The organism is Enterobacter cloacae complex sp. 2022EL-00788 (assembly GCF_026627565.1).
Taxonomy (GTDB): Bacteria; Pseudomonadota; Gammaproteobacteria; order Enterobacterales; family Enterobacteriaceae; genus Enterobacter; species Enterobacter pasteurii.
In genome coordinates this window covers 293,747-316,157 of sequence record NZ_JAPNMC010000004.1, presented here as the reverse complement: position 1 = coordinate 316,157, position 22,411 = coordinate 293,747, and the positions used below count along the sequence as shown (strand labels likewise).

Sequence of the window (22,411 nt, the reverse complement as noted above, 5' to 3'; positions counted from 1 at the left end):
CCGTTTACCCAGAGAGAAGAGGCGAGAGCCAGTACAGCATCGCCATCCATACGATAAATCCACCCGTCAGCAGCGCGCCTGCGCCCTTGCCAATCTGCTCTTTTCGCCGCCAGCAGAGCAGGGCGAAAATTACGCTGACCAGCAGCATCACACCGTAATCGCGCGTGAAGACCATCGGGTTAAACGGCCCCGGCGAGATTAGCGCCGGCAGCCCCGTCACGATCGCGATATTGAAAATATTCGAGCCGATAATATTGCCGATGGCGATATCATCTTCCCCTTTACGCGCTCCGGCGATGGCGGTGGCCAGCTCGGGCAGGCTGGTGCCGATGGCAATCACCGTCAGACCGATTGTCAGTTCGCTCATCGCAAACGCGTTCGCCAGCACCGTCGCGTTGTCGACGACCATCCGCGTGGCCATCGGCATGATGATCAGCGCCACGCCCAGCCACAGCAGGGCGACGGGTAAGGTGCCCTCCCGGGGCAGCTCGGCGAGATGCTCACGCGTGAGGCTATCGTTGCCCTGTTTTTCCGCCAGGCGAGCGATTTTAACGCTATAAAGTAACCAGATCCCGGCCAGGGCGAGGAGGAATATACCGTCTCCGACGCTCAGTACCCCGTCGTAAAGCACGCAGCCTGCCAGCAGACTGACGACCAACATTAGCGGCAATTCGCGGCGCAAAACATCAGAATGCACGCGAAATGGATGGAGTAATGCGGCTAAGCCTAAAATCAGTAATATATTGACGATGTTAGAGCCAATCGCGGTACCAATAGCGAGGTCGACCTGGCCATGCAGCGATGCTGAAACAGAAACGATGATTTCAGGAAGCGAAGTGCCTACACTAACCACCGTCATCCCAATAATGATGGGCGGCATGCCGATGAGTCGACAGAGAATTGATGCGGCAAAGACCAAACGGTCAGCACTGTAGACCACCAACAGTAAACCAATTATTAACAGTGCTGTTGCTAAAAGCATCAAAAGTCCTTTCTTCAGGTATACTCGCTGGTCCACTGCGCACGAATATTGGCGCCAGATGAAGTCTGAGACGTAACGAATTCCTAATTTTGACTTTATGCGCCGGAAAAGTAAAACAAATGCCAGCTTTAGCTAACCCCAATAGCGAATATTCTGTAAAAATGCGGGGTTTAGGGCTGATTTACGCTTCATGCCAGCCGTGAAGCAAGGTAAGAAAGGAACCATAAATGAGCCAAACGATGGCGAATATAGTCGATGTCCGGGGCGTCAGTTTTTCTCGCGGCAACCGGTTAATATTTGATGATATTTCGCTGACCGTGCCGCGTGGTAAAATCACCGCCATCATGGGGCCGTCAGGGATCGGTAAAACGACGTTGCTGCGTCTTATCGGTGGGCAAATCCCTCCTGATAGCGGCGAAATCCTCTTCGACGGCGAAAACGTCCCGGAGATGTCTCGCTCGCGCCTCTACACGGTTCGCAAACGAATGAGCATGCTCTTTCAGTCGGGCGCGCTGTTTACTGACATGAACGTTTTTGACAACGTGGCCTATCCATTGCGCGAGCACACCCATCTTCCGCCTGCGCTGCTGCAAAGCACGGTGATGATGAAGCTTGAAGCCGTGGGGCTGCGGGGCGCTGCGAAGCTTATGCCGTCTGAACTCTCGGGTGGGATGGCGCGCCGCGCCGCGCTGGCGCGCGCTATTGCACTGGAACCCGATCTCATCATGTTCGACGAACCGTTCGTCGGGCAGGACCCTATCACCATGGGCGTGCTGGTGAAGTTAATTTCAGAGCTGAACAGCGCCCTTGGCGTCACCTGCGTGGTGGTTTCTCACGACGTGCCGGAAGTGCTGAGCATTGCTGATTACGCCTACATTGTGGCTGATAAAAAGATCGTCGCCCACGGCAGCGCCCAGGCGTTGCAGGAGAATGGCGATCCGCGCGTGCGGCAGTTCCTGGACGGTATCGCGGACGGGCCTGTGCCTTTCCGCTATCCGGCGGGTGACTATCATGACGATTTACTGGGAATAGGGAGTTAAGCCACTCATGCTGTTAAATGCGTTGGCTGGTCTTGGACACCGTGGCCTAAAAACCATCAGTACGTTCGGGCGTGCCGGATTAATGTTGTTCAACGCGCTGGTGGGCAAGCCGGAGTTCCGCAAGCACGCGCCGTTGCTGGTGCGGCAGCTTTATAACGTCGGCGTTTTGTCGATGCTTATCATCATCGTGTCGGGCCTGTTTATCGGCATGGTGCTGGGGTTGCAGGGGTATCTGGTGCTGACTACCTACAGCGCGGAAACCAGCCTTGGCATGCTGGTGGCGCTCTCGCTGCTGCGTGAGCTTGGGCCGGTCGTGGCCGCGCTGCTGTTCGCCGGACGTGCCGGGTCGGCGCTGACGGCGGAAATCGGCCTGATGCGCGCAACCGAGCAGCTCTCCAGCATGGAGATGATGGCGGTCGATCCGCTGCGCCGGGTCATTTCACCGCGCTTCTGGGCCGGGGTAATCTCCTTACCGTTACTGACTATCCTCTTTGTGGCGGTAGGTATCTGGGGAGGCGCGCTGGTTGGCGTTAACTGGAAAGGGATTGACGCCGGATTCTTCTGGTCTGCCATGCAGGACGCCATCGACCTGCGGATGGACTTGATTAACTGTCTGATCAAGAGCGTGGTTTTCGCTGTGACGGTTACCTGGATTGCGTTGTTTAACGGTTATGATGCCATTCCAACGTCGGCGGGCATTAGCCGTGCAACGACACGTACTGTCGTACATTCGTCGCTGGCCGTTTTGGGTCTGGATTTTGTGCTCACCGCACTGATGTTTGGGAATTGAGTTCATGCAAACGAGAAAAAATGAAATTTGGGTCGGCGTGTTTCTGCTTCTGGCGCTGCTGGCCGCGCTGTTTATCTGCCTGCGTGCGGCGGACATTACCTCTGTCCGCACCGAGCCGACGTACCGCATCTACGCGACCTTCGATAACATCGGCGGCCTGAAGGCGCGCTCACCGGTTCGTATTGGTGGCGTCGTTATCGGCCGGGTCTCAGACATTACGCTGGATGAGAAAACCTATCTGCCGCGCGTCGCGATGGATATTGAAGAGCGCTACAACCACATTCCGGACACCAGCTCGCTTTCCATCCGCACTTCCGGCCTGCTGGGGGAGCAATACCTGGCCCTTAACGTTGGTTTTGAAGATCCTGAGCTGGGAACGACTATCCTTAAAGACGGTAGCGTAATCCAGGATACCAAGTCAGCGATGGTGCTGGAAGATATGATTGGTCAGTTCCTTTACAACAGTAAAGGGGATGATAAAAAGTCTGACGATGCCCCTGCGCAGAGTGAAGACCACACCAACGTCGAACCGACGCCAGGCGCGACGAATTAATTTCAGGAGAAGTCCATGTTTAAACGACTGTTAATGGTTGCCATGCTGGTTATTGCCCCTCTTACCGCGGCGCACGCTGCGGATCAGAGCAATCCGTACAAGCTGATGAATGAGGCCGCGAAGAAAACCTTCGACCGTCTTAAAAATGAACAGCCTAAAATCCGCTCTAACCCTGACTATCTGCGCGATGTGGTAGACCAGGAGCTGCTGCCGTACGTGCAGATCAAATATGCCGGCGCGCTGGTGCTGGGCCGTTACTACAAAGATGCGACCCCGGCGCAGCGTGAGGCTTACTTTGCCGCGTTCCGTGAATACCTGAAGCAGGCTTACGGCCAGGCGCTGGCGATGTACCACGGCCAGACCTATCAGATTGCCCCTGAACAGCCGCTGGGCGATGCCACCATCATTCCTATCCGCGTGACGATCGTCGATCCAAACGGTCGCCCACCGGTTCGTCTGGACTTCCAGTGGCGTAAGAACAGCCAGACCGGAAACTGGCAGGCGTACGACATGATCGCCGAAGGCGTCAGCATGATCACCACTAAACAGAACGAGTGGAGCGATCTGCTGCGCACCAAAGGCATTGATGGCCTGACTGCACAGCTTCAGTCTATCTCTCGTCAGAAAATTACGCTGGACGAGAAGAAGTAATGTCGCAGCAACTTAGCTGGGCGCGCGACGGCGAGACGCTGGCGCTGATGGGGGAGCTGGATCAGGATCTGCTTAACCCGCTGTGGGAGGCTCGCCATAACGCGATGCAGGGCGTGACGCGGATTGACTTACATGGCGTAACGCGGGTGGATACCGCCGGGATTGCCCTGCTGGCGCACCTGGTTGCCACGGGTAAGAAGCAGGGGAGCAACGTTACCCTGGCGGGGGTAAGCGATAACGTCGTTACCCTTGCAAAGCTTTACAATTTGCCTGAGGACGTATTACCTCGCTAACTTTTTCAGTACGTTACTTCCGAAAGCCCCGTCAGTTTACTCGTCGGGGCTTTTTGCTTGTTTAAGACCGCGTCACTTTGCTCTAAGATGTTGGGCTTGTTTTCACTATCAGATGATGTAGACCCCATGGAAAATAATGAAATCCAGACTGTGCTGATGAATGCACTCTCCCTTCAGGAAGCCCACGTCTCCGGCGATGGCAGTCACTTCCAGGTTATTGCTGTGGGTGAGATGTTCGACGGAATGAGTCGCGTGAAGAAACAGCAGGCTGTGTACGCGCCGCTGATGGAATATATTGCGGATAACCGCATCCACGCCCTGTCGATTAAAGCGTTCACCCCACAGGAGTGGGCCCGCGATCGCAAACTAAACGGTTTTTGAGCTGAGGGCGAAACGCCCGCAGCACGGTTGAATTTATAAGAGAGCAAACGATGGATAAATTTCGTGTACAGGGGCCAACGCGTCTCCAGGGCGAAGTCACAATTTCTGGCGCTAAAAACGCCGCGCTGCCCATTCTTTTCGCTGCGCTGCTCGCAGAAGAGCCGGTAGAGATCCAGAACGTACCGAAGCTGAAAGATATCGACACGACCATGAAGTTGCTCGGCCAGTTGGGCACCAAAGTGGAGCGTAACGGTTCCGTCTGGATCGATGCCAGCAACGTGAACAACTTCTCAGCACCGTATGAGCTGGTGAAAACCATGCGCGCATCCATCTGGGCGCTTGGCCCGCTGGTGGCACGTTTCGGTCAGGGACAGGTTTCTCTGCCGGGCGGTTGTGCCATCGGCGCGCGTCCGGTCGATCTGCACATCTTCGGCCTGGAAAAGCTGGGCGCAGAGATCAAGCTGGAAGAGGGTTACGTTAAGGCGTCCGTGAATGGCCGTCTGAAAGGCGCGCACATTGTCATGGACAAGGTGAGCGTGGGCGCAACGGTCACCATCATGTCGGCTGCTACGCTGGCGGAAGGTACCACCATCATCGAAAACGCCGCTCGCGAGCCGGAAATCGTTGATACCGCGAACTTCCTGGTGGCGCTGGGTGCGAAAATTAGCGGACAGGGTACTGACCGCATTACCATCGAAGGCGTTGAGCGTCTGGGTGGCGGCGTGTATCGCGTACTGCCAGACCGTATCGAAACCGGTACCTTCCTGGTGGCCGCGGCTATTTCTGGCGGTAAAATTGTCTGCCGCAATGCACAGCCTGATACCCTGGATGCGGTGCTGGCGAAGCTGCGCGATGCGGGTGCGGATATTGAAATCGGTGAAGACTGGATCAGCCTGGACATGCATGGCCAGCGTCCTAAAGCCGTTAATGTGCGCACTGCGCCACACCCGGCATTCCCGACGGACATGCAGGCGCAGTTTACCCTGCTGAACCTGGTGGCTGAAGGCACGGGCTTTATCACGGAAACCATCTTCGAAAACCGTTTCATGCACGTACCGGAACTGATCCGTATGGGTGCGCATGCTGAAATCGAAAGCAACACGGTAATCTGTCACGGCGTTGAAAAACTGTCCGGTGCGCAGGTCATGGCGACCGATCTGCGCGCGTCTGCGAGTCTGGTACTGGCAGGCTGCATTGCGGAAGGCACTACCGTTGTCGATCGTATCTACCACATCGATCGTGGTTACGAGCGTATCGAAGACAAACTGCGCGCGCTGGGTGCAAATATCGAGCGTGTGAAGGGCGAGTAATCTTTCCGGCATCCCCCTGCCAGACCAGGCCGGGGGATTGCTGTTCCTGTCAGTCCGGGTGCATCAGTCCTGATGTGCTTTCTTCACTTTGCTCTGGCGCATCATGCGCGTTCTGTCGATAAATTCATGGGTAACGGGATCGTGGTAGCGTGACGGCCAGATTATCCACGGATGCGTTTCCAGCGCCGTTGCGATAATCAGCTCCCCCTTTGGCCATGGGCGGGTCAGCGCGTTTGCCAGCGTCGACGAGCTCAACCCATTACGACGTGATTCGGCAGCCAGCGATGTCCCTTTTTTACGCAGCGCCGCAATAATGTCAGCAGAATGCCAGTCGATGAATTTTGTATCCATAATGCTGTCCTTGTGTTCGTTATCGTCCACGCCTTTTCGTGTGAAAAGACAGCATTACTATACCCACTTCGAACATGCGATTTAAAAAGTTCATGTTACGAGAAGCAATATTCAGAATAAGGCACGGCTTTATGCATGCGGCCTGTAACCGGATGAATTTACACGAATATGGAATTTACTGGAGCATACTAAAATCTCCCTGCGGGGCGCAGGGAGAGGAGGGAGGAATTAACGATCGCGCTGAACGGCGATGTGAGCAAGGCCTATAAGCGCATCACGCCACGGGCTGTCAGGGATCACCTGAATCGCGGCGATGGCTTTATCCGCTTCTTCTTCAGCACGCTGACGCGTCCATTCCAGCGAGCCGCAGATTGCCATTGTTTCCAGTACTGGTTCCAGAAGATGGCGACCATTTCCCTGCTCGATTGCTTCACGGATCATCTGCGCCTGTTCCGGCGTGCCATTGCGCATGGCGTGGAGCAGCGGCAGCGTTGGTTTGCCTTCGTTCAGGTCATCACCGACGTTTTTGCCGAGCGTTTCGCCGTCTGCGCTGTAGTCCAGCAGATCATCGATCAGCTGGAACGCCGTGCCGAGGTAACGGCCGTAGTCCTGAAGGCCTTTTTCCTCCGCTTCGCTACAGCCTGCCAGAATGCCAGAGCACTGCGCGGCCGCTTCAAACAGGCGCGCGGTTTTGCTGTAAATCACGCGCATGTAGTTTTCTTCGGTGATGTCCGGGTCGTTGACGTTCATCAGCTGCAGGACTTCACCCTCAGCAATAACGTTGACAGCCTCTGACATCACTTCCAGCACCTTCAGCGAGCCCAGGCTGGTCATCATCTGGAAGGCGCGGGTATAGATAAAATCCCCCACCAGGACGCTTGCCGCATTGCCAAACGCCGCGTTGGCGGTGGCTTTACCGCGGCGCATATCCGACTCATCCACAACATCGTCGTGAAGCAGGGTGGCGGTGTGGATAAATTCGATCAGCGCTGCGATCGTGACGTGAGCATTTCCCTGATAGCCAACCGCGCGAGCGGCCAGAATGGCAATCATCGGACGAATGCGTTTGCCGCCGCCGCTGACGATGTAATAGCCCAACTGATTGATCAGCTGAACGTCAGAGTTGAGTTGCTCCAGGATTGCTGCATTTACACCCGCCATATCTTGCGCGGTTAACTCATTGATTTTTTCTAAATTCATCGCAAAAGCCGGGCTTTTTATCCTGTTTATCCCACACGATATGGGTTCACAAAGGGTTTCGGTTTATAAATAGTATTGCTGATTGTACTGAAAAAACGGCGCAGATAAACGTTACCGTACGTGTTGTGTTTTTTTTCTTCATGTATTGATGCTAGCACTTGTCAAAGGCTCGCGTTTTGCGTAATATTCGCGCCCTATTGTGAATATTTATAGCGCACTCTGAATCATACGAGGATGTGCGCGGAAGCGGAGTTTATATGTACGCGGTTTTCCAAAGTGGTGGTAAACAACACCGAGTAAGCGAAGGTCAGACCGTTCGCCTGGAAAAGCTGGACATCGCAACTGGCGAATCTGTTGAGTTCGCTGAAGTTCTGATGATCGCAAACGGTGAAGAAGTCAAAATCGGCGTTCCTTTCGTTGATGGCGGCGTTATCAAAGCTGAAGTTGTTGCTCACGGTCGTGGCGAGAAAGTTAAAATCGTTAAGTTTCGTCGTCGTAAACACTATCGTAAGCAGCAGGGCCACCGTCAGTGGTTCACTGATGTGAAAATTACTGGCATCAGCGCCTAAGACCTGAGGAGAGATTTAAATGGCACATAAAAAGGCTGGCGGCTCCACACGTAACGGTCGCGATTCAGAAGCTAAACGCCTGGGCGTTAAGCGTTTCGGTGGCGAATCCGTTCTGGCGGGTAGCATCATCGTTCGTCAGCGTGGCACCAAGTTCCACGCGGGTACTAACGTAGGTTGCGGTCGTGACCACACTCTGTTTGCTAAAGCAGACGGTAAAGTGAAATTTGAAGTTAAAGGCCCGAACAACCGTAAATACATCAGCATCGTTGCTGAGTAAGGTTTTCTCGGTCCGGTAACGGATTAAAGCCCCGCAACGTGTTGCGGGGCTTTTTACATTGGAAACCCGGAAAATTTTCTGTAGGGAAAACGGGCATGAAGCAGCAGGCCGGCATTGGTATTCTTTTGGCGCTCACCACCGCAATGTGCTGGGGTGCGCTGCCAATTGCAATGAAGCAGGTACTGGAAGTGATGGAGCCGCCTACGGTGGTGTTTTATCGCTTCCTGATGGCAAGCATCGGCCTGGGCGCCATTCTGGCTGTCAAAGGTAAGCTGCCACCGCTGCGCATCTTCCGAAAGCCGCGCTGGCTGGTGTTACTGGCTATCGCGACGGGCGGTCTGTTCGGTAACTTCATCCTGTTCAGCTCTTCCCTGCAATATCTTAGCCCCACGGCGTCACAGGTGATTGGTCAGCTTTCACCGGTCGGCATGATGGTCGCCAGCGTATTCATCCTCAAGGAGAAGATGCGCGGGACGCAGATTATCGGGGCAAGCATGCTGCTTTGCGGTCTGGTGATGTTCTTTAACACCAGCCTGATCGAGATATTCACCCGCCTGACGGATTACACCTGGGGTGTGATTTTTGGGGTGGGTGCAGCAACGGTCTGGGTGAGTTATGGCGTCGCGCAAAAGGTGTTATTGCGCCGTCTTGCCTCACAGCAGATCCTCTTTTTGCTGTACACTTTGTGTACACTTGCATTATTGCCGTTAGCGAAGCCGGGTGTTATCGCCCAGCTCAGCGACTGGCAGCTGGCGTGTCTCATTTTTTGTGGGCTTAACACGCTGGTCGGTTATGGCGCGCTGGCCGAAGCAATGGCGCGCTGGCAGGCAGCACAGGTGAGCGCCTTAATCACGCTTACCCCGCTGTTTACGCTGTTATTTTCAGATTTGTTATCAATGGCCTGGCCCGATGTCTTCGTCAAGCCGATGCTCAACCTGTTGGGCTATCTCGGTGCGTTTGTCGTGGTTGCGGGCGCGATGTATTCCGCCATTGGTCATCGTCTCTGGGGACGTTGGCGCAAAAATGAAGCGGTCCCCGCTCAGGCGAATGAGTTACGGAGAGTAAAATGAAGTTTGTTGATGAAGCGACGATTCTGGTCGTGGCAGGTGATGGCGGTAACGGTTGTGTAAGCTTCCGCCGTGAAAAATATATTCCTCGTGGCGGCCCTGACGGCGGTGACGGCGGAGACGGTGGTGACGTGTGGCTGGAGGCGGATGAGAACCTCAACACGCTGATCGACTACCGTTTCGAAAAATCTTTCCGCGCCGAGCGTGGCCAGAACGGCCAGAGTCGCGACTGTACCGGTAAACGCGGTAAAGACGTGACGATCAAAGTGCCGGTGGGTACGCGTGTGATCGACCAGGGCACGGGCGAAACCATGGGTGATATGACCAAACACGGTCAACGCCTGATGGTGGCGAAAGGCGGCTGGCACGGTCTGGGCAACAGCCGTTTCAAATCCTCCGTTAACCGTACCCCGCGTCAAAAGACAATGGGTACCCCGGGCGATAAGCGCGATCTGCAGCTGGAACTGATGCTGCTGGCAGACGTGGGCATGCTGGGTATGCCAAATGCCGGTAAGTCGACGTTTATCCGCGCTGTCTCTGCTGCGAAACCAAAAGTGGCGGACTATCCGTTTACGACGCTGGTGCCGAGCCTCGGCGTTGTCCGTATGGATAACGAGAAGAGCTTCGTGGTGGCTGACATCCCGGGTCTGATTGAAGGCGCAGCAGAAGGCGCTGGCCTGGGTATTCGCTTCCTGAAGCACCTTGAGCGCTGCCGCGTCCTGCTGCACCTCATTGATATCGATCCAATCGACGGCTCCGATCCGGTTGAAAACGCCCGGATCATCATCGGCGAGCTGGAAAAATACAGTGAGAAGCTGGCGGATAAACCACGCTGGCTGGTCTTCAACAAGATCGACCTGATGGACAAAGCGGAAGCCGAAGCGAAAGCTAAAGCGATCGCTGAAGCGATGGGCTGGGAAGATAAGTACTATCTGATCTCTGCCGCGAGCCAGGTTGGCGTGAAGGATCTCTGCTGGGATGTGATGACCTTTATCATCGAAAACCCGGTGGTTCAGGCGGAAGAAGCGAAACAGCCGGAAAAAGTCGAATTCATGTGGGATGACTACCACCGCCAGCAGCTCGAAGAGCTGGAAGCGGAAGAAGATGATGAAGACTGGGACGACGACTGGGATGAAGACGACGAAGAAGGCGTCGAGTTCATCTACAAGCACTAAATCCCGCATAAAGCCCCTTAACGGGGCTTTTTTTTATCCTATCTTCGCGGGTAGCCAGCAGCTGGCGATTAGGCCGCCCTCGGTGCCGTTCTCCAGCGTTAAACGACCATGATGGAGCTGCACGATGCGCTGTACGATGCTCAGCCCAAGGCCGCTACCACCGTAGCGCTGATCGAGGCGTCGGAAAGGTTCGGTGATCGACTGTCGGTGCGCATCGTCAATACCCGGACCCTGGTCTATAACGCTGACCCGGGTACCGTCCTCCGTCTCTGCTAACGTCACTTCAATCGTCGTCCCTGCCGGGCTGTAACGGGCGGCGTTCTCCAGCAGATTCCTTAACATCAGACGCAGCAGGACGGCATCGCCCTGTACCGTCAGCGGGCTGTAAGCAGGCCATATCACCGTATGCTCTCTGGCTTCATGCTCCAGGCCGAGCGGTGCAATGATCGTCTCCGTCCAGTTAACGGTTTCGTAGTGACCGCTTGCCATCGCCTGTCCGGCACGCGCCAGCATCAGCAGCTGTTCCACCGTATGCATAAGCTGATCGATGCGGCTTACCAGCGGGGCGGCCTGCGGCGATCCGGACTGAGCCATCAGTTCAAGATGGAGCCTGATACCCGCAAGCGGCGTTCGCAGCTCGTGCGCCGCGTCGGCGGTAAACAGGCGCTCCTGTTGAATAGTATGATCCAGCCGGGCGAGAAGCTGATTCAGCGAGGTCGTCACCGCGCCAATCTCTTCCATGTCGGAATACATCGGCAGGGGAGTGAGGTTATCCGCCGAGCGGTTCGCAAGGCTGACCCGCAGCTTATTGAGGGGGCGGGTGATCCAGGTTACCGCCCAGAATGAGAAGAAGAGGGTAAAACCGACCATCACCAGAGAAGGAACCAGCAGGGAGGCAATGGCTTCACGGATCTCTTTTTCGACATGGTTGTTGCGCGATTTCGCGGACAACGTTTCGTTCACCAGAAAACCGATTTGCTCGCGGCTCTCATGCCACAGCCAGATCACGCTAATCAACTGGAAAAATAACAGAATAACCGCCAGCAACACCATCAACCGCCGGCGCATACTGTTCATTTCTGGCTCTCCAGACGGTAGCCCACGCCGCGGACGGTTTTAATGCGATCTTTACCGAGCTTGCGCCGCAGATTATGGATATGGACTTCAAGCGTGTTTGATCCCGGATCGTCCTGCCAGGAGTAAATGTCCTGCTGCAGCGTTTCACGGTGCACCGTCTGCCCGCTGCGCATGATCAGGCGCGTAAGCAGGGCAAACTCTTTTGGCGTCACTTCCACCGGCTGGGACTGGCGCAGCACCTGCTGGGTTTGCAGATTAAGGGTAATATCCCCGTCCGTAAGCAGGTTGTCACTGTGGCCCTGATAGCGGCGGATCAGCGCCCGCACGCGGGCCTGTAGCTCGGCAAGGGCAAAGGGTTTTACCAGATAATCGTCAGCGCCAGAATCCAGCCCGTTGATTCTGTCCTCTATGGCATCGCGGGCCGTGAGGATCAGTACGGGGTTATCCACTCCGCGACGACGCCACTGGCTCAGCAGCGTCGCCCCGTCTTTATCCGGCAGGCCCAAATCCAGGATCACCAGGCTGTATTCGCCGCTCTGGATCAGGGCATCCGCTTCAGCAGCCGTGGCGGCACAATCCAGGGCGTAGCCTTCGTTCCCCAGCGCCAGCGCTAACCCTTCCTGCAATAACAGATCGTCTTCAACTATAAGTAGTTTCATCGCTAGTTATTCTGGTAGATATCCTTATAGAGCCTGCTTTCGAAGCGTACCAGTGGAATACGACGATTGCGCTGGTCGGTCGGTTCGACGGCATAGCCGGAAAGATACTGCACAAATGCCATGCGTTGCCCGCTGGCTGTCGTGATAAAACCAGCAAGGTTGTAAACCCCTTGCAGGGAGCCGGTTTTGGCTGACACTTTGCCATCCACGCCCGCGGCGTGAAGCCCCGCGCGATACTGAAGGGAGCCATCGTGCCCCGCAAGCGGCAGCATCGTAATAAAGTTTAGCTCAGCGTCGTGCTGCGCAATGTACTGCAGCACCTGCATCATGGTGGCCGGAGAAATCAGGTTATGGCGCGATAAGCCGGACCCATCGACGGCGATCGTATTGCCCAGATCGATACCCGCCTGCTGGCGCAGGATCTGGCGCACGGCATCAGAACCGGCACGCCAGGTACCCGGCACGCCAAAGCGTGCGTGCCCAATCATGCGGAACACCGTGTCGGCAATCATGTTATCCGACTTTTTCAGCATAATCTTAAGCAAATCATGCAGTGGCGCGGACTGCTTGCTGGCGATCACCGTACCTGGCTCGTTCACCTGCGTCTGGCGCAGCAGCGTTCCGGTGTAGGTTATGCCCGCCTGCTTGAGTTCGTCTTTGAAAATCGCGCCGGCATACCCTGCGCCGTCCTGAATGGCGAAGGCCAGCGGCAGGGGGTCAGCGCGCTGGGAAAGGCATCCCGTTAGCGTATAGCGGTTAAGATCGCCCGGTACCACGTCCAGCTCGCAATACTGTGCCTCCGGTGAGCCTTTCGCCAGCGTACGAACCTGGCTGAACATCGTGACCGGATAGTAGGACGCAACGCGGATGAAGGCTAAATCGTTCGGTTTTGGCGCACTGTAAAGCGAGACGGAGAAGCAGTTACGGTCGACGATCGCGGCGGCTGGCGGGGCGCTAAAGCACTGCGTCATGTCGTTCCACGGCCAGCCCGGCGCTTTATCGTGGCTGGCGAAAATAGAGGTGTCGATCAGCACGTTGCCATCGATTTTTGTCACGCCGGATTTTTTCAGCGCCGCCACCATGTTGCGGACATCCTGGCGCTTAAAGGTGGGATCGCCACCAAAACGGGCGATAAGATCGCCTTTCAGTTCACCGCCCTCGACGTTACCTTTGGTTTCAAGGGTGGTGGTAAAACGGAAGTCAGGCCCGAGCTGGAGCAGGGCGGCGAGGGCGGTGATCACCTTCTGGGTACTGGCAGGCAGCGCCATCTGTTGACTGTGATAGTCAATTGCGGGAGCCTGCGCGCCAACCTTCTGCACCATCAGGGCAAGGTTCGCGCCAGCGGGCAGCTGATTAATGTACTCATCAACATTCGCGGCCTGAACGGTGAACGTTATACTGGTAGTCAATCCGATGATAAAACTGGAAAATCGCATAATCTCGCGCTAACAACCCGAAAACAAACCGTCATACTACGGTGCATGGCACCGTAAAGTAAACGATGACCCATAGTGAACTTCGCGGTAAAATACGTATCAAATTGAAAAATTGCTGCTGACCTGGGGCGTTGCTCCCGGGTCGGTTTTCTTTTTGCTTCTGGCCTGTTCAGGTGGGCTGGAGCAGGGAACACTGCTCCCAACAGGAATGTTTAAGAGGTATAACAAATGCAAGCTATTCCGATGACCTTACGTGGTGCCGAAAAACTGCGCGAAGAGCTGGATTTTCTGAAGTCCGTACGTCGCCCTGAAATCATCGCCGCTATCGCGGAAGCGCGTGAACATGGCGACCTGAAAGAAAATGCTGAATACCACGCGGCGCGTGAGCAGCAGGGTTTCTGTGAAGGGCGCATTAAGGATATCGAAGCGAAACTGTCCAATGCACAGGTAATCGATATCACTAAAATGCCAAACAATGGCCGCGTGATCTTTGGTTCTACCGTTAGCGTCCTGAATCTCGATAACGACGAAGAGCAGACCTATCGCATCGTGGGGGATGATGAAGCAGACTTCAAACAGAATCTGATTTCAGTGAACTCACCGATTGCTCGCGGCCTGATTGGCAAAGAACAGGACGATGTGGTCACCATCCGCACGCCCGGCGGTGAAGTGGAATACGAAATTATTAAGGTAGAATACCTGTAATTCGCTTCTCTACTAAGATGTTGATACATTGTAAAGAAAAGAAAAAGGCCGCATAGCGGCCTTTTATCAACTCAAGGAGCATGGCATTTTGCTCGCCTGCTGAAAGAAATCCCTCGTTTCACACACAAAATGTGTTCGATTCAGGATATCCTTAGCGTGGCAGCGAGATTTTACGCTCTTTAGATGGGCGATAGAGCACCAGCGTTTTACCGATGACCTGTACATTACAGGCGCCGGTTTCGCGCACGATGGCTTCCACGATCAGGTTTTTAGTGTCTCTGTCTTCAGAGGCGATTTTCACCTTGATCAGCTCGTGGTGTTCCAGCGCTTGTTCAATCTCGGCAAGCACCCCTTCGGTCAAACCATTGTTGCCAAGCATCACTACAGGCTTGAGCGGATGTGCCAGACCTTTAAGGTGCTGTTTTTGTTTAGTACTCAGATTCATCGTATATTTTTGCTTACGTTGGGATTGAAAACGGTTCATTCTACCGCCATCTCCCTTATATCGCCAAATAGCTGCGTAGAAATTTACGTCACCGGCAAGCAACGATGAACCAGGACGGAAATGTTAAATGACAGGTAAAAAGCGTTCTGCCAGTTCCAGCCGCTGGCTTCAGGAACACTTTAGCGATAAATATGTTCAACAGGCGCAGAAAAAAGGGTTGCGTTCCCGCGCCTGGTTTAAACTTGATGAAATACAGCAAAGTGACAAACTTTTTAAACCGGGAATGACCGTGGTCGACCTCGGTGCGGCACCTGGCGGATGGTCCCAGTATGCGGTAACGCAGATCGGCGGAACGGGCCGAATCATCGCATGCGATCTTTTACCAATGGATCCCATTGTCGGTGTCGACTTCCTTCAGGGCGACTTTCGTGATGAATTAGTGCTTAAAGCGTTACTTGATCGTGTAGGTGACAGTAAGGTCCAGGTTGTCATGTCGGATATGGCACCAAATATGTGCGGAACACCGGCGGTGGATATCCCCCGCGCCATGTATCTGGTGGAGCTAGCGTTAGAAATGTGTCGTGATGTACTAGCGCCTGGTGGTAGTTTTGTTGTGAAGGTGTTTCAGGGCGAAGGTTTCGAGGAGTATCTTAAGGAAATTCGCTCCCTGTTTGCGAAGGTCAAAGTTCGTAAGCCGGACTCTTCCCGGGCCCGTTCCCGAGAAGTGTATATTGTAGCGACCGGGCGAAAATGATAACCGGTAGATTTCAGGCGAAAGTTTGAATGAAACTGGATATAGAGTATCCTGACGCTGTTTTTAACACAGTTGTAATATGAGGTTAATCCCTTGAGTGACATGGCGAAAAACCTAATACTCTGGCTGGTCATTGCCGTTGTGCTGATGTCAGTATTCCAGAGCTTTGGGCCCAGCGAGTCGAATGGCCGCAAGGTGGATTATTCTACCTTCCTGCAGGAGGTCAATCAGGACCAGGTTCGCGAAGCGCGTATCAACGGACGTGAGATCAACGTTACCAAGAAAGATAGTAACCGTTACACGACTTACATCCCGGTGAACGATCCTAAGCTGCTTGATAACCTTCTGACCAAAAACGTCAAAGTGGTAGGCGAGCCGCCAGAAGAACCAAGCCTGTTGGCTTCTATCTTCATTTCCTGGTTCCCGATGCTGCTTCTTATCGGCGTCTGGATCTTCTTTATGCGCCAGATGCAGGGCGGCGGTGGCAAAGGTGCCATGTCGTTCGGTAAGAGCAAGGCGCGTATGCTGACGGAAGATCAGATCAAGACCACCTTTGCTGACGTTGCAGGCTGTGACGAAGCAAAAGAAGAGGTGGGTGAGCTGGTTGAATACCTGCGCGAGCCGAGCCGTTTCCAGAAGCTGGGCGGTAAGATCCCGAAAGGCGTGCTGATGGTTGGCCCTCCGGGTACCGGTAAAACCCTGCTGGCGAAAGCCATCGCGGGTGAAGCGAAGGTGCCGTTCTTTACTATTTCAGGTTCTGACTTCGTTGAAATGTTTGTCGGTGTCGGTGCATCTCGTGTGCGTGACATGTTCGAACAGGCCAAGAAGGCAGCGCCGTGCATCATCTTTATCGATGAAATCGACGCCGTTGGCCGCCAGCGTGGCGCAGGCCTGGGCGGTGGTCACGATGAACGTGAGCAGACCCTGAACCAGATGCTGGTTGAGATGGACGGCTTCGAAGGTAACGAAGGTATTATCGTTATCGCGGCAACTAACCGTCCGGACGTACTCGACCCTGCGCTGCTGCGTCCAGGCCGTTTCGACCGTCAGGTTGTGGTCGGTCTGCCGGACGTTCGTGGTCGTGAACAGATTCTGAAAGTGCACATGCGTCGCGTACCGCTGGCGCCAGACATCGACGCGGCAATCATTGCGCGTGGTACGCCGGGCTTCTCCGGTGCCGATCTGGCTAACCTGGTCAACGAAGCCGCACTGTTCGCCGCTCGCGGCAACAAGCGTGTGGTATCAATGGTGGAATTCGAGAAAGCGAAAGACAAAATCATGATGGGTGCGGAACGTCGCTCCATGGTGATGACGGAAGCGCAGAAAGAGTCCACGGCATACCACGAAGCAGGCCACGCCATTATCGGCCGCCTGGTGCCGGAACACGATCCGGTACACAAGGTAACGATTATTCCACGTGGTCGTGCGCTGGGTGTGACCTTCTTCCTGCCTGAAGGCGACGCGATCAGCGCCAGCCGTCAGAAGCTGGAAAGCCAGATTTCAACCCTGTACGGCGGTCGTCTGGCAGAAGAGATTATCTACGGTGCGGAACATGTTTCCACCGGTGCGTCGAACGACATTAAGGTGGCGACGAACCTGGCGCGTAACATGGTGACGCAGTGGGGCTTCTCCGACAAACTCGGTCCGCTGCTGTATGCAGAGGAAGAGGGTGAAGTATTCCTGGGCCGTTCTGTGGCGAAAGCGAAGCATATGTCCGATGAGACGGCTCGTATCATCGACCAGGAAGTGAAAGCGCTGATTGAACGTAACTACGCTCGCGCTCGTCAGATCCTGAACGACAATATGGACATCCTGCACTCGATGAAAGATGCGCTCATGAAATATGAGACCATCGATGCACCGCAGATTGACGACCTGATGGCTCGCCGCGAAGTGCGTCCGCCAGCAGGCTGGGAAGACCCAGGTGCTTCCAACAATTCTGACAACAATGGCACCCCGCGTGCGCCGCGTCCGGTCGATGAACCGCGTACGCCGAACCCGGGTAACACCATGTCAGAGCAGTTGGGCGACAAGTAAGCACGACTGTTGAAGCGTGTGTCTGTACCTCAAACCCTGGAGCTTGCTCCGGGGTTTTTCTTATCTGTTAAACCATATCTATACCAGGGATTTCGTCATGAAACTATTCGCCCAGGACTCGCATCTCGACCTTTCTCATCCCCATGTGATGGGGATCCTGAACGTCACGCCTGATTCCTTCTCTGACGGCGGCACGCACAACTCGCTCATCGACGCGGTTAAGCACGCAAATTTGATGATCAACGCGGGGGCCACCATCATTGACGTTGGCGGTGAATCAACGCGTCCTGGCGCGGCGGATGTTTCGGTGGAAGAGGAGCTGGCGCGCGTGGTGCCGGTGGTAGAAGCTATCGCTCAGCGCTTCGAAGTGTGGATCTCGGTAGATACCTCCAAGCCTGAGGTAATCCGCGAAGTTGCGAGAGTAGGCGCTCACATTATCAATGATATTCGTTCGCTGACCGAGCCTGGCGCTCTAGAAGCCGCTGCGGAAACCGGGCTGCCGGTGTGTCTGATGCATATGCAGGGACAGCCTAAGACGATGCAGGAAGCGCCAAAATATGAAGATGTGTTTGCCGACGTCAGCCGCTTCTTTACTGAACACATCGCACGCTGTGAGCGTGCGGGTATCGCAAAAGAGAAATTGCTACTCGACCCGGGCTTCGGTTTCGGTAAAAATCTCTCTCACAATTACGCGTTGCTTGCGCGCCTGTCAGAGTTTCATCAGTTCGGCCTGCCGCTGCTGGTAGGGATGTCGAGAAAATCGATGATTGGGCAGTTGTTGAATGTCGGGCCGGGCGAACGCCTGAGCGGCAGTCTGGCCTGCGCGGTGATAGCCGCAATGCAGGGCGCGCATATAATTCGTGTCCATGACGTAAAAGAAACAGTAGAGGCCATGCGCGTGGTGGAAGCCACACTGGCAGCGAAGGGAAATAAACGCTATGAGTAATCGTAAATATTTTGGCACCGATGGCATCCGCGGGCGCGTAGGCGACGCGCCAATCACACCTGATTTTGTCCTGAAACTGGGCTGGGCAGCAGGTAAAGTACTGGCGCGTCATGGCTCCCGTAAAATCATTATTGGTAAAGACACCCGTATTTCAGGCTATATGCTGGAGTCTGCGCTGGAAGCCGGGCTGGCAGCGGCGGGGCTTTCAGCTTCCTTTACGGGGCCAATGCCTACCCCTGCTGTTGCGTATCTGACCCGCGCCTTCCGTGCCGAGGCCGGTATCGTTATTTCGGCTTCTCATAACCCGTTCTACGACAACGGTATCAAATTCTTCTCCATCGACGGCACCAAGCTGCCGGATGATGTGGAAGAGGCGATTGAAGCGGAAATGGAAAAAGAGATCACCTGCGTTGACTCGGCTGAGCTGGGTAAAGCCAATCGCATTGTCGATGCTGCGGGTCGCTACATCGAGTTTTGCAAAGGCACCTTCCCGAACGAACTGAGCCTGGCCGACCTTAAAATTGTTGTGGACTGTGCAAACGGTGCGACTTATCACATTGCGCCGAATGTTTTCCGCGAGCTGGGCGCAAAAGTGATTACCATCGGCTGCGAGCCGGATGGCCTGAACATTAACGAAGAAGTCGGGGCAACCGACGTTCGTGCCCTGCAGGCGCGCGTGCTGGCCGAAAAAGCCGATCTGGGTATTGCCCTGGACGGCGACGGCGACCGCGTGATCATGGTTGACCATGAAGGCAACAAGGTCGATGGCGATCAGATCCTCTACATTATTGCCCGTGAAGGCCTGCGTCAGGGTCAGCTGCGCGGCGGTGCGGTTGGCACGCTGATGAGCAACATGGGCCTGGAGCTGGCGCTGAAGCAGCTGGGGATCCCGTTCGTGCGCGCGAAAGTGGGTGACCGCTACGTGCTGGAAAAACTCCAGGAGAAAGGCTGGCGTATCGGCGCGGAAAACTCCGGTCACGTGATCCTGCTCGACAAAACCACCACCGGCGACGGCATTGTGGCGGCGCTTCAGGTTGTTGCCGCGATGGCGCGTAACCATATGAGCCTGCACGATCTTTGCAGCGGTATGAAAATGTTCCCGCAGATCCTGGTGAACGTGCGTTTCACCGCGGGTAAAGGCGATCCGCTGGAAAATGATAACGTCAAAGCAGTGATGGCAGACGTTGAGGCTGCCCTCGGTAACCGTGGTCGTGTCCTGCTGCGTAAGTCCGGTACTGAACCGCTGATCCGCGTGATGGTGGAAGGTGAAGACGAAGCGCAGGTGACTGAATTTGCTCACCGCATTGCGGACGCCGTTAAAGCTGCATAATTTTTCAGAATAAGTGTTTAAAAAGGCGGCGTTTGCCGCCTTCGTTTTAAGCAATAAATGGCTTTTTGCTGTTTTTTTCCGCAGTTGATACAATGCGTCGAAAATGCCCTTGCGAAGGTGATTCGCTTTGGTTAGTATTCACACCCGCTTCAGTGGGAAACAAAATCCTGCTAATTGGTCGAAGCATTGGTATGCGGCAAATCCGCAAGGAACAGGTTGATTATGTACGAAGCTCTTTTAGTTATTTTCCTTATTGTAGCCATCGCTCTCGTAGCGCTGATTATGCTGCAGCAAGGTAAAGGCGCTGATATGGGAGCCTCCTTCGGAGCAGGCGCTTCCGGTACGCTGTTCGGTTCAAGTGGTTCTGCGAACTTCATGACCCGCACGACGGCGATTCTGGCTACGCTGTTCTTCATCATCAGTCTGGTGCTGGGCAATATCAACAGCAACAAGACCAGTAAAGGAAGCGAGTGGGAAAACCTGAGCGCGCCAGCGAAAACTGAGCAGACTCAGCCAGCTGCACCGGCTAAGCCGACCAGCGATATCCCGCAGTAAAAGTATTCCGTACCGAGGTGGTGGAATTGGTAGACACGCTACCTTGAGGTGGTAGTGCCCTAACGGGCTTGTGGGTTCGAGTCCCATCCTCGGTACCAATATTCCAGAAGAAAGACGTCGCAAGACGTCTTTTTTTTCGTCTGTAGATCGTGTCTGGTACTCGTTCGCCTGGTGCTGGCGCGCTTACCGGATCTGTGCAAGCCCCAATAAAAAAGGCGCCATCAGGCGCCTTCTGTATTTCTGGTGAGCGTTACTTCTTATCGCTGTGTTCCAGGTTCTCAACCTGCGGCAGCCCGTTACCCGAGCTTGCAGAGAGCAGTCCGTTCTCAACGTAGTTGAACAGCTTCTCACGGGTATCGGTGATGTCCAGGTTACGCATGGTCAGCTGACCAATACGATCGTCCGGGGAGAATACAGAATCACCTTTCTCCATGGTAAGACGCTCTGCTTTATAGGTCAGGTTGTCAGACACGGTATTCAGGATGGAGTAATCGTTACCGCGACGCAGTTCCAGCGTCACTTCGCCGGTAATCGCGCTGGCCACCCAGCGCTGCAGGGCATCACGCAGCATCAGCGCCTGCGGATCGAACCAGCGGCCCTGATACAGCAGTTTGCCCAGCTGACGACCGTGAGAGTGATACTGTTCAATGGTGTCTTCGTTGTGAATGCCGGTCAGCAGACGCTCATAAGCGATGTGCAGCAGCGCCATCCCCGGAGCTTCGTAAATGCCACGGCTTTTCGCTTCGATGATACGGTTTTCAATCTGATCGCTCATACCCAGACCGTGACGACCGCCGATGCGGTTTGCTTCAAGCATCAGCTCAACATCGTCAGAGAAGGTTTTGCCGTTCAGGGCAACCGGATGACCGCGTTCGAAACGCACGGTCACTTCTTCTGCCGGGATCTTCACGCTCTCGTCCCAGAACTTCACGCCCATGATCGGGTTAACAATTTTTACGCTGGAGTTCAGAAATTCCAGATCTTTCGCTTCGTGCGTTGCGCCCAGCATGTTGGAGTCGGTTGAATAGGCTTTTTCAACGGACATCTTGTAGTCAAAACCGCAGGCAATCATAAACTCGGACATTTCATGACGGCCGCCCAGCTCGTCGATGAAGTCGGTATCCAGCCACGGTTTGTAAATCTGCAGCTCGGCGTTGGTCAGCAGGCCATAACGATAGAAGCGTTCAATATCGTTGCCTTTATAGGTACTACCGTCACCCCAGATGTTCACGCCATCTTCTTTCATGGCGGCGACCAGCATGGTGCCGGTGACTGCCCGGCCCAGCGGGGTGGTGTTGAAATAGGTCAGGCCGCCGGTCGTGTTATGGAATGCACCGCACTGGATAGCGGCGATACCTTCTGCAACCAACTGCTTACGGCAGTCAATCAGACGTGCGTTCTCTGCGCCATATTCCATGGCACGACGAGGGATCGCGTCATAATCTTCCTCGTCCGGCTGACCCAGGTTCGCTGTATATGCATAAGGAACCGCTCCCTTCTGGCGCATCCACAGCAGTGCAGCGCTGGTATCCAGGCCGCCAGAAAAAGCGATGCCAATACGTTGTCCTACCGGGAGATGCTTGAGAATCGTCGTCATATAATAAAACCCTGCTTGATTGACTGATAAGAGACCGCTTTCGCTCTCGATGCATGTTTATGCAAAATAAGTGAGTATTCATTTAATCATCTTTTATCGATGACCGAAAGAGACGCGTGCGTTTTTTGTCAAAATTTCCCTTTGATTGCCCTGGCAGATGTTGGGTTGACAGGTGGGGTCAACTATCAATATACTGAACGCCGATTTTACGTCCCGTCTTCGGTACCAAAT

At 54.7% G+C, this 22,411-nt stretch carries 25 protein-coding genes and 1 tRNA gene; 18 read left to right on the top strand and 8 right to left on the bottom strand.

The genetic code is table 11. From position 1 onward, the window contains the following. Positions 1-4: 4 nt before the first annotated feature. On the bottom strand, positions 5-982 hold the full coding sequence (locus OWK27_RS08500) for a calcium/sodium antiporter (RefSeq protein ID WP_193355878.1): 978 nt from the start codon (positions 980-982) through the stop codon (positions 5-7). 227 nt (positions 983-1,209) lie between these two features. Between OWK27_RS08500 and mlaF the strand changes: the two genes are divergently transcribed. The 7 genes from mlaF (at position 1,210) to murA (ending at position 6,000) form a co-directional block, all read left to right on the top strand. Further along, positions 1,210-2,022: a phospholipid ABC transporter ATP-binding protein MlaF gene (gene mlaF / locus OWK27_RS08495; RefSeq protein WP_148418314.1), complete on the top strand. Its 813-nt coding sequence runs from the start codon at positions 1,210-1,212 to the stop codon at positions 2,020-2,022. A 7-nt stretch (positions 2,023-2,029) separates the two neighbouring features. Further along, positions 2,030-2,812 carry a lipid asymmetry maintenance ABC transporter permease subunit MlaE gene (gene mlaE, locus OWK27_RS08490; protein WP_148418315.1) on the top strand — a complete coding sequence of 261 codons (783 nt, stop codon included), beginning with the start codon at positions 2,030-2,032 and terminating at the stop codon, positions 2,810-2,812. Positions 2,813-2,816: 4 nt separating this feature from the next. Further along, positions 2,817-3,365 (top strand): outer membrane lipid asymmetry maintenance protein MlaD, encoded by a 549-nt coding sequence (gene mlaD / locus OWK27_RS08485; protein WP_148418316.1) that lies wholly within the window; start codon positions 2,817-2,819, stop codon positions 3,363-3,365. A gap of 15 nt (positions 3,366-3,380) precedes the next feature. Beyond that, the gene (mlaC, locus tag OWK27_RS08480) at positions 3,381-4,016 is read left to right on the top strand and encodes a phospholipid-binding protein MlaC (protein ID WP_148418317.1); all 636 of its coding nucleotides are present in this window, start codon (positions 3,381-3,383) and stop codon (positions 4,014-4,016) included. After that, a complete protein-coding gene (gene mlaB / locus OWK27_RS08475; RefSeq protein WP_267590224.1) occupies positions 4,016-4,309 on the top strand; it encodes a lipid asymmetry maintenance protein MlaB in 294 nt (97 codons plus the stop codon). The genes mlaC and mlaB overlap by 1 nt, the downstream gene beginning before the upstream one ends. Positions 4,310-4,435: 126 nt before the next feature. After that, positions 4,436-4,690, top strand: a complete 255-nt coding sequence (ibaG, locus tag OWK27_RS08470; RefSeq protein ID WP_003861840.1) for a BolA family iron metabolism protein IbaG — start codon at positions 4,436-4,438, stop codon at positions 4,688-4,690. A 50-nt stretch (positions 4,691-4,740) separates the two neighbouring features. Beyond that, positions 4,741-6,000: a UDP-N-acetylglucosamine 1-carboxyvinyltransferase gene (gene murA / locus OWK27_RS08465; protein WP_006812128.1), complete on the top strand. Its 1,260-nt coding sequence runs from the start codon at positions 4,741-4,743 to the stop codon at positions 5,998-6,000. Between the two features lie 63 nt (positions 6,001-6,063). Here the strand turns inward: murA and sfsB are convergent, their stop codons facing one another. Then, the gene (gene sfsB / locus OWK27_RS08460) at positions 6,064-6,351 is read right to left on the bottom strand and encodes a DNA-binding transcriptional regulator SfsB (RefSeq protein WP_148418319.1); all 288 of its coding nucleotides are present in this window, start codon (positions 6,349-6,351) and stop codon (positions 6,064-6,066) included. Positions 6,352-6,579: 228 nt separating this feature from the next. Continuing rightward, the gene (ispB, locus tag OWK27_RS08455; RefSeq protein ID WP_148418320.1) at positions 6,580-7,551 is read right to left on the bottom strand and encodes an octaprenyl diphosphate synthase; all 972 of its coding nucleotides are present in this window, start codon (positions 7,549-7,551) and stop codon (positions 6,580-6,582) included. A 257-nt stretch (positions 7,552-7,808) separates the two neighbouring features. Between ispB and rplU the strand changes: the two genes are divergently transcribed. The 4 genes from rplU to cgtA all read left to right on the top strand — a co-directional run bounded on the left by rplU (position 7,809) and on the right by cgtA (position 10,639). Next, positions 7,809-8,120 carry a 50S ribosomal protein L21 gene (rplU, locus tag OWK27_RS08450; protein WP_003025032.1) on the top strand — a complete coding sequence of 104 codons (312 nt, stop codon included), beginning with the start codon at positions 7,809-7,811 and terminating at the stop codon, positions 8,118-8,120. A gap of 19 nt (positions 8,121-8,139) precedes the next feature. Further along, positions 8,140-8,397: a 50S ribosomal protein L27 gene (gene rpmA, locus OWK27_RS08445; RefSeq protein ID WP_003861831.1), complete on the top strand. Its 258-nt coding sequence runs from the start codon at positions 8,140-8,142 to the stop codon at positions 8,395-8,397. Between the two features lie 95 nt (positions 8,398-8,492). Continuing rightward, on the top strand, positions 8,493-9,467 hold the full coding sequence (locus OWK27_RS08440) for a DMT family transporter (RefSeq protein ID WP_148418321.1): 975 nt from the start codon (positions 8,493-8,495) through the stop codon (positions 9,465-9,467). Next, the gene (cgtA, locus tag OWK27_RS08435) at positions 9,464-10,639 is read left to right on the top strand and encodes an Obg family GTPase CgtA (protein ID WP_148418322.1); all 1,176 of its coding nucleotides are present in this window, start codon (positions 9,464-9,466) and stop codon (positions 10,637-10,639) included. Before OWK27_RS08440 ends, cgtA begins: the two co-directional genes overlap by 4 nt. A 33-nt stretch (positions 10,640-10,672) precedes the next feature. On the opposite strand, the gene pmrB is transcribed toward cgtA, so the two are convergent. Genes pmrB through dacB form a run of 3 tightly spaced genes read right to left on the bottom strand, consistent with a single transcriptional unit; the run spans position 10,673 to position 13,811 of the window. Beyond that, the gene (gene pmrB, locus OWK27_RS08430) at positions 10,673-11,716 is read right to left on the bottom strand and encodes a two-component system sensor histidine kinase PmrB (RefSeq protein ID WP_267590223.1); all 1,044 of its coding nucleotides are present in this window, start codon (positions 11,714-11,716) and stop codon (positions 10,673-10,675) included. Then, positions 11,713-12,375, bottom strand: a complete 663-nt coding sequence (gene pmrA, locus OWK27_RS08425; RefSeq protein ID WP_148418324.1) for a two-component system response regulator PmrA — start codon at positions 12,373-12,375, stop codon at positions 11,713-11,715. Before pmrA ends, pmrB begins: the two co-directional genes overlap by 4 nt. 2 nt (positions 12,376-12,377) lie before the next feature. Beyond that, positions 12,378-13,811: a serine-type D-Ala-D-Ala carboxypeptidase gene (gene dacB / locus OWK27_RS08420; protein ID WP_267590222.1), complete on the bottom strand. Its 1,434-nt coding sequence runs from the start codon at positions 13,809-13,811 to the stop codon at positions 12,378-12,380. Positions 13,812-14,039: 228 nt separating this feature from the next. Between dacB and greA the strand changes: the two genes are divergently transcribed. After that, positions 14,040-14,516 (top strand): transcription elongation factor GreA, encoded by a 477-nt coding sequence (gene greA / locus OWK27_RS08415; RefSeq protein WP_006812122.1) that lies wholly within the window; start codon positions 14,040-14,042, stop codon positions 14,514-14,516. Between the two features lie 151 nt (positions 14,517-14,667). On the opposite strand, the gene yhbY is transcribed toward greA, so the two are convergent. Further along, complete coding sequence (yhbY, locus tag OWK27_RS08410; RefSeq protein WP_003861814.1) at positions 14,668-14,961, bottom strand: ribosome assembly RNA-binding protein YhbY; 294 nt, start codon at positions 14,959-14,961, stop codon at positions 14,668-14,670. 127 nt (positions 14,962-15,088) lie between these two features. On the opposite strand from yhbY, the gene rlmE reads away from it, so the two are divergent. From rlmE to OWK27_RS08380, 6 genes are all read left to right on the top strand, one after another. After that, a complete protein-coding gene (gene rlmE, locus OWK27_RS08405; protein WP_003861812.1) occupies positions 15,089-15,715 on the top strand; it encodes a 23S rRNA (uridine(2552)-2'-O)-methyltransferase RlmE in 627 nt (208 codons plus the stop codon). Between the two features lie 102 nt (positions 15,716-15,817). After that, positions 15,818-17,752, top strand: a complete 1,935-nt coding sequence (gene ftsH, locus OWK27_RS08400; RefSeq protein WP_003861810.1) for an ATP-dependent zinc metalloprotease FtsH — start codon at positions 15,818-15,820, stop codon at positions 17,750-17,752. Between the two features lie 97 nt (positions 17,753-17,849). Continuing rightward, positions 17,850-18,698 (top strand): dihydropteroate synthase, encoded by an 849-nt coding sequence (folP, locus tag OWK27_RS08395; protein WP_193355881.1) that lies wholly within the window; start codon positions 17,850-17,852, stop codon positions 18,696-18,698. Continuing rightward, positions 18,691-20,028, top strand: coding sequence for a phosphoglucosamine mutase (glmM, locus tag OWK27_RS08390; RefSeq protein WP_148418327.1), 1,338 nt, complete (start codon positions 18,691-18,693; stop codon positions 20,026-20,028). Before folP ends, glmM begins: the two co-directional genes overlap by 8 nt. 222 nt (positions 20,029-20,250) lie before the next feature. Then, positions 20,251-20,583: a preprotein translocase subunit SecG gene (gene secG, locus OWK27_RS08385; RefSeq protein WP_003861803.1), complete on the top strand. Its 333-nt coding sequence runs from the start codon at positions 20,251-20,253 to the stop codon at positions 20,581-20,583. An 11-nt stretch (positions 20,584-20,594) separates the two neighbouring features. Then, a tRNA-Leu gene (locus OWK27_RS08380) sits at positions 20,595-20,681 on the top strand. A gap of 152 nt (positions 20,682-20,833) precedes the next feature. Here the strand turns inward: OWK27_RS08380 and argG are convergent. Further along, complete coding sequence (gene argG, locus OWK27_RS08375; RefSeq protein WP_193355882.1) at positions 20,834-22,180, bottom strand: argininosuccinate synthase; 1,347 nt, start codon at positions 22,178-22,180, stop codon at positions 20,834-20,836. Positions 22,181-22,411 lie beyond the last annotated feature (231 nt).

Bases quoted from the DNA above. Each gene is read 5' to 3' on its own strand.
- argG (WP_193355882.1), bottom strand. From the start codon at position 22,180: ATGACGACGATTCTCAAGCATCTCCCGGTAGGACAACGTATTGGCATC.
- mlaE (WP_148418315.1), top strand. From the start codon at position 2,030: ATGCTGTTAAATGCGTTGGCTGGTCTTGGACACCGTGGCCTAAAAACC.
- OWK27_RS08440 (WP_148418321.1), top strand. From the start codon at position 8,493: ATGAAGCAGCAGGCCGGCATTGGTATTCTTTTGGCGCTCACCACCGCA.
- rplU (WP_003025032.1), top strand. From the start codon at position 7,809: ATGTACGCGGTTTTCCAAAGTGGTGGTAAACAACACCGAGTAAGCGAA.
- dacB (WP_267590222.1), bottom strand. From the start codon at position 13,811: ATGCGATTTTCCAGTTTTATCATCGGATTGACTACCAGTATAACGTTC.
- ftsH (WP_003861810.1), top strand. From the start codon at position 15,818: ATGGCGAAAAACCTAATACTCTGGCTGGTCATTGCCGTTGTGCTGATG.
- murA (WP_006812128.1), top strand. From the start codon at position 4,741: ATGGATAAATTTCGTGTACAGGGGCCAACGCGTCTCCAGGGCGAAGTC.
- rlmE (WP_003861812.1), top strand. From the start codon at position 15,089: ATGACAGGTAAAAAGCGTTCTGCCAGTTCCAGCCGCTGGCTTCAGGAA.
- pmrB (WP_267590223.1), bottom strand. From the start codon at position 11,716: ATGAACAGTATGCGCCGGCGGTTGATGGTGTTGCTGGCGGTTATTCTG.
- cgtA (WP_148418322.1), top strand. From the start codon at position 9,464: ATGAAGTTTGTTGATGAAGCGACGATTCTGGTCGTGGCAGGTGATGGC.
- sfsB (WP_148418319.1), bottom strand. From the start codon at position 6,351: ATGGATACAAAATTCATCGACTGGCATTCTGCTGACATTATTGCGGCG.
- mlaC (WP_148418317.1), top strand. From the start codon at position 3,381: ATGTTTAAACGACTGTTAATGGTTGCCATGCTGGTTATTGCCCCTCTT.
- glmM (WP_148418327.1), top strand. From the start codon at position 18,691: ATGAGTAATCGTAAATATTTTGGCACCGATGGCATCCGCGGGCGCGTA.
- ibaG (WP_003861840.1), top strand. From the start codon at position 4,436: ATGGAAAATAATGAAATCCAGACTGTGCTGATGAATGCACTCTCCCTT.
- pmrA (WP_148418324.1), bottom strand. From the start codon at position 12,375: ATGAAACTACTTATAGTTGAAGACGATCTGTTATTGCAGGAAGGGTTA.
- rpmA (WP_003861831.1), top strand. From the start codon at position 8,140: ATGGCACATAAAAAGGCTGGCGGCTCCACACGTAACGGTCGCGATTCA.
- mlaD (WP_148418316.1), top strand. From the start codon at position 2,817: ATGCAAACGAGAAAAAATGAAATTTGGGTCGGCGTGTTTCTGCTTCTG.
- greA (WP_006812122.1), top strand. From the start codon at position 14,040: ATGCAAGCTATTCCGATGACCTTACGTGGTGCCGAAAAACTGCGCGAA.
- mlaB (WP_267590224.1), top strand. From the start codon at position 4,016: ATGTCGCAGCAACTTAGCTGGGCGCGCGACGGCGAGACGCTGGCGCTG.
- OWK27_RS08500 (WP_193355878.1), bottom strand. From the start codon at position 982: ATGCTTTTAGCAACAGCACTGTTAATAATTGGTTTACTGTTGGTGGTC.
- yhbY (WP_003861814.1), bottom strand. From the start codon at position 14,961: ATGAATCTGAGTACTAAACAAAAACAGCACCTTAAAGGTCTGGCACAT.
- ispB (WP_148418320.1), bottom strand. From the start codon at position 7,551: ATGAATTTAGAAAAAATCAATGAGTTAACCGCGCAAGATATGGCGGGT.
- mlaF (WP_148418314.1), top strand. From the start codon at position 1,210: ATGAGCCAAACGATGGCGAATATAGTCGATGTCCGGGGCGTCAGTTTT.
- secG (WP_003861803.1), top strand. From the start codon at position 20,251: ATGTACGAAGCTCTTTTAGTTATTTTCCTTATTGTAGCCATCGCTCTC.
- folP (WP_193355881.1), top strand. From the start codon at position 17,850: ATGAAACTATTCGCCCAGGACTCGCATCTCGACCTTTCTCATCCCCAT.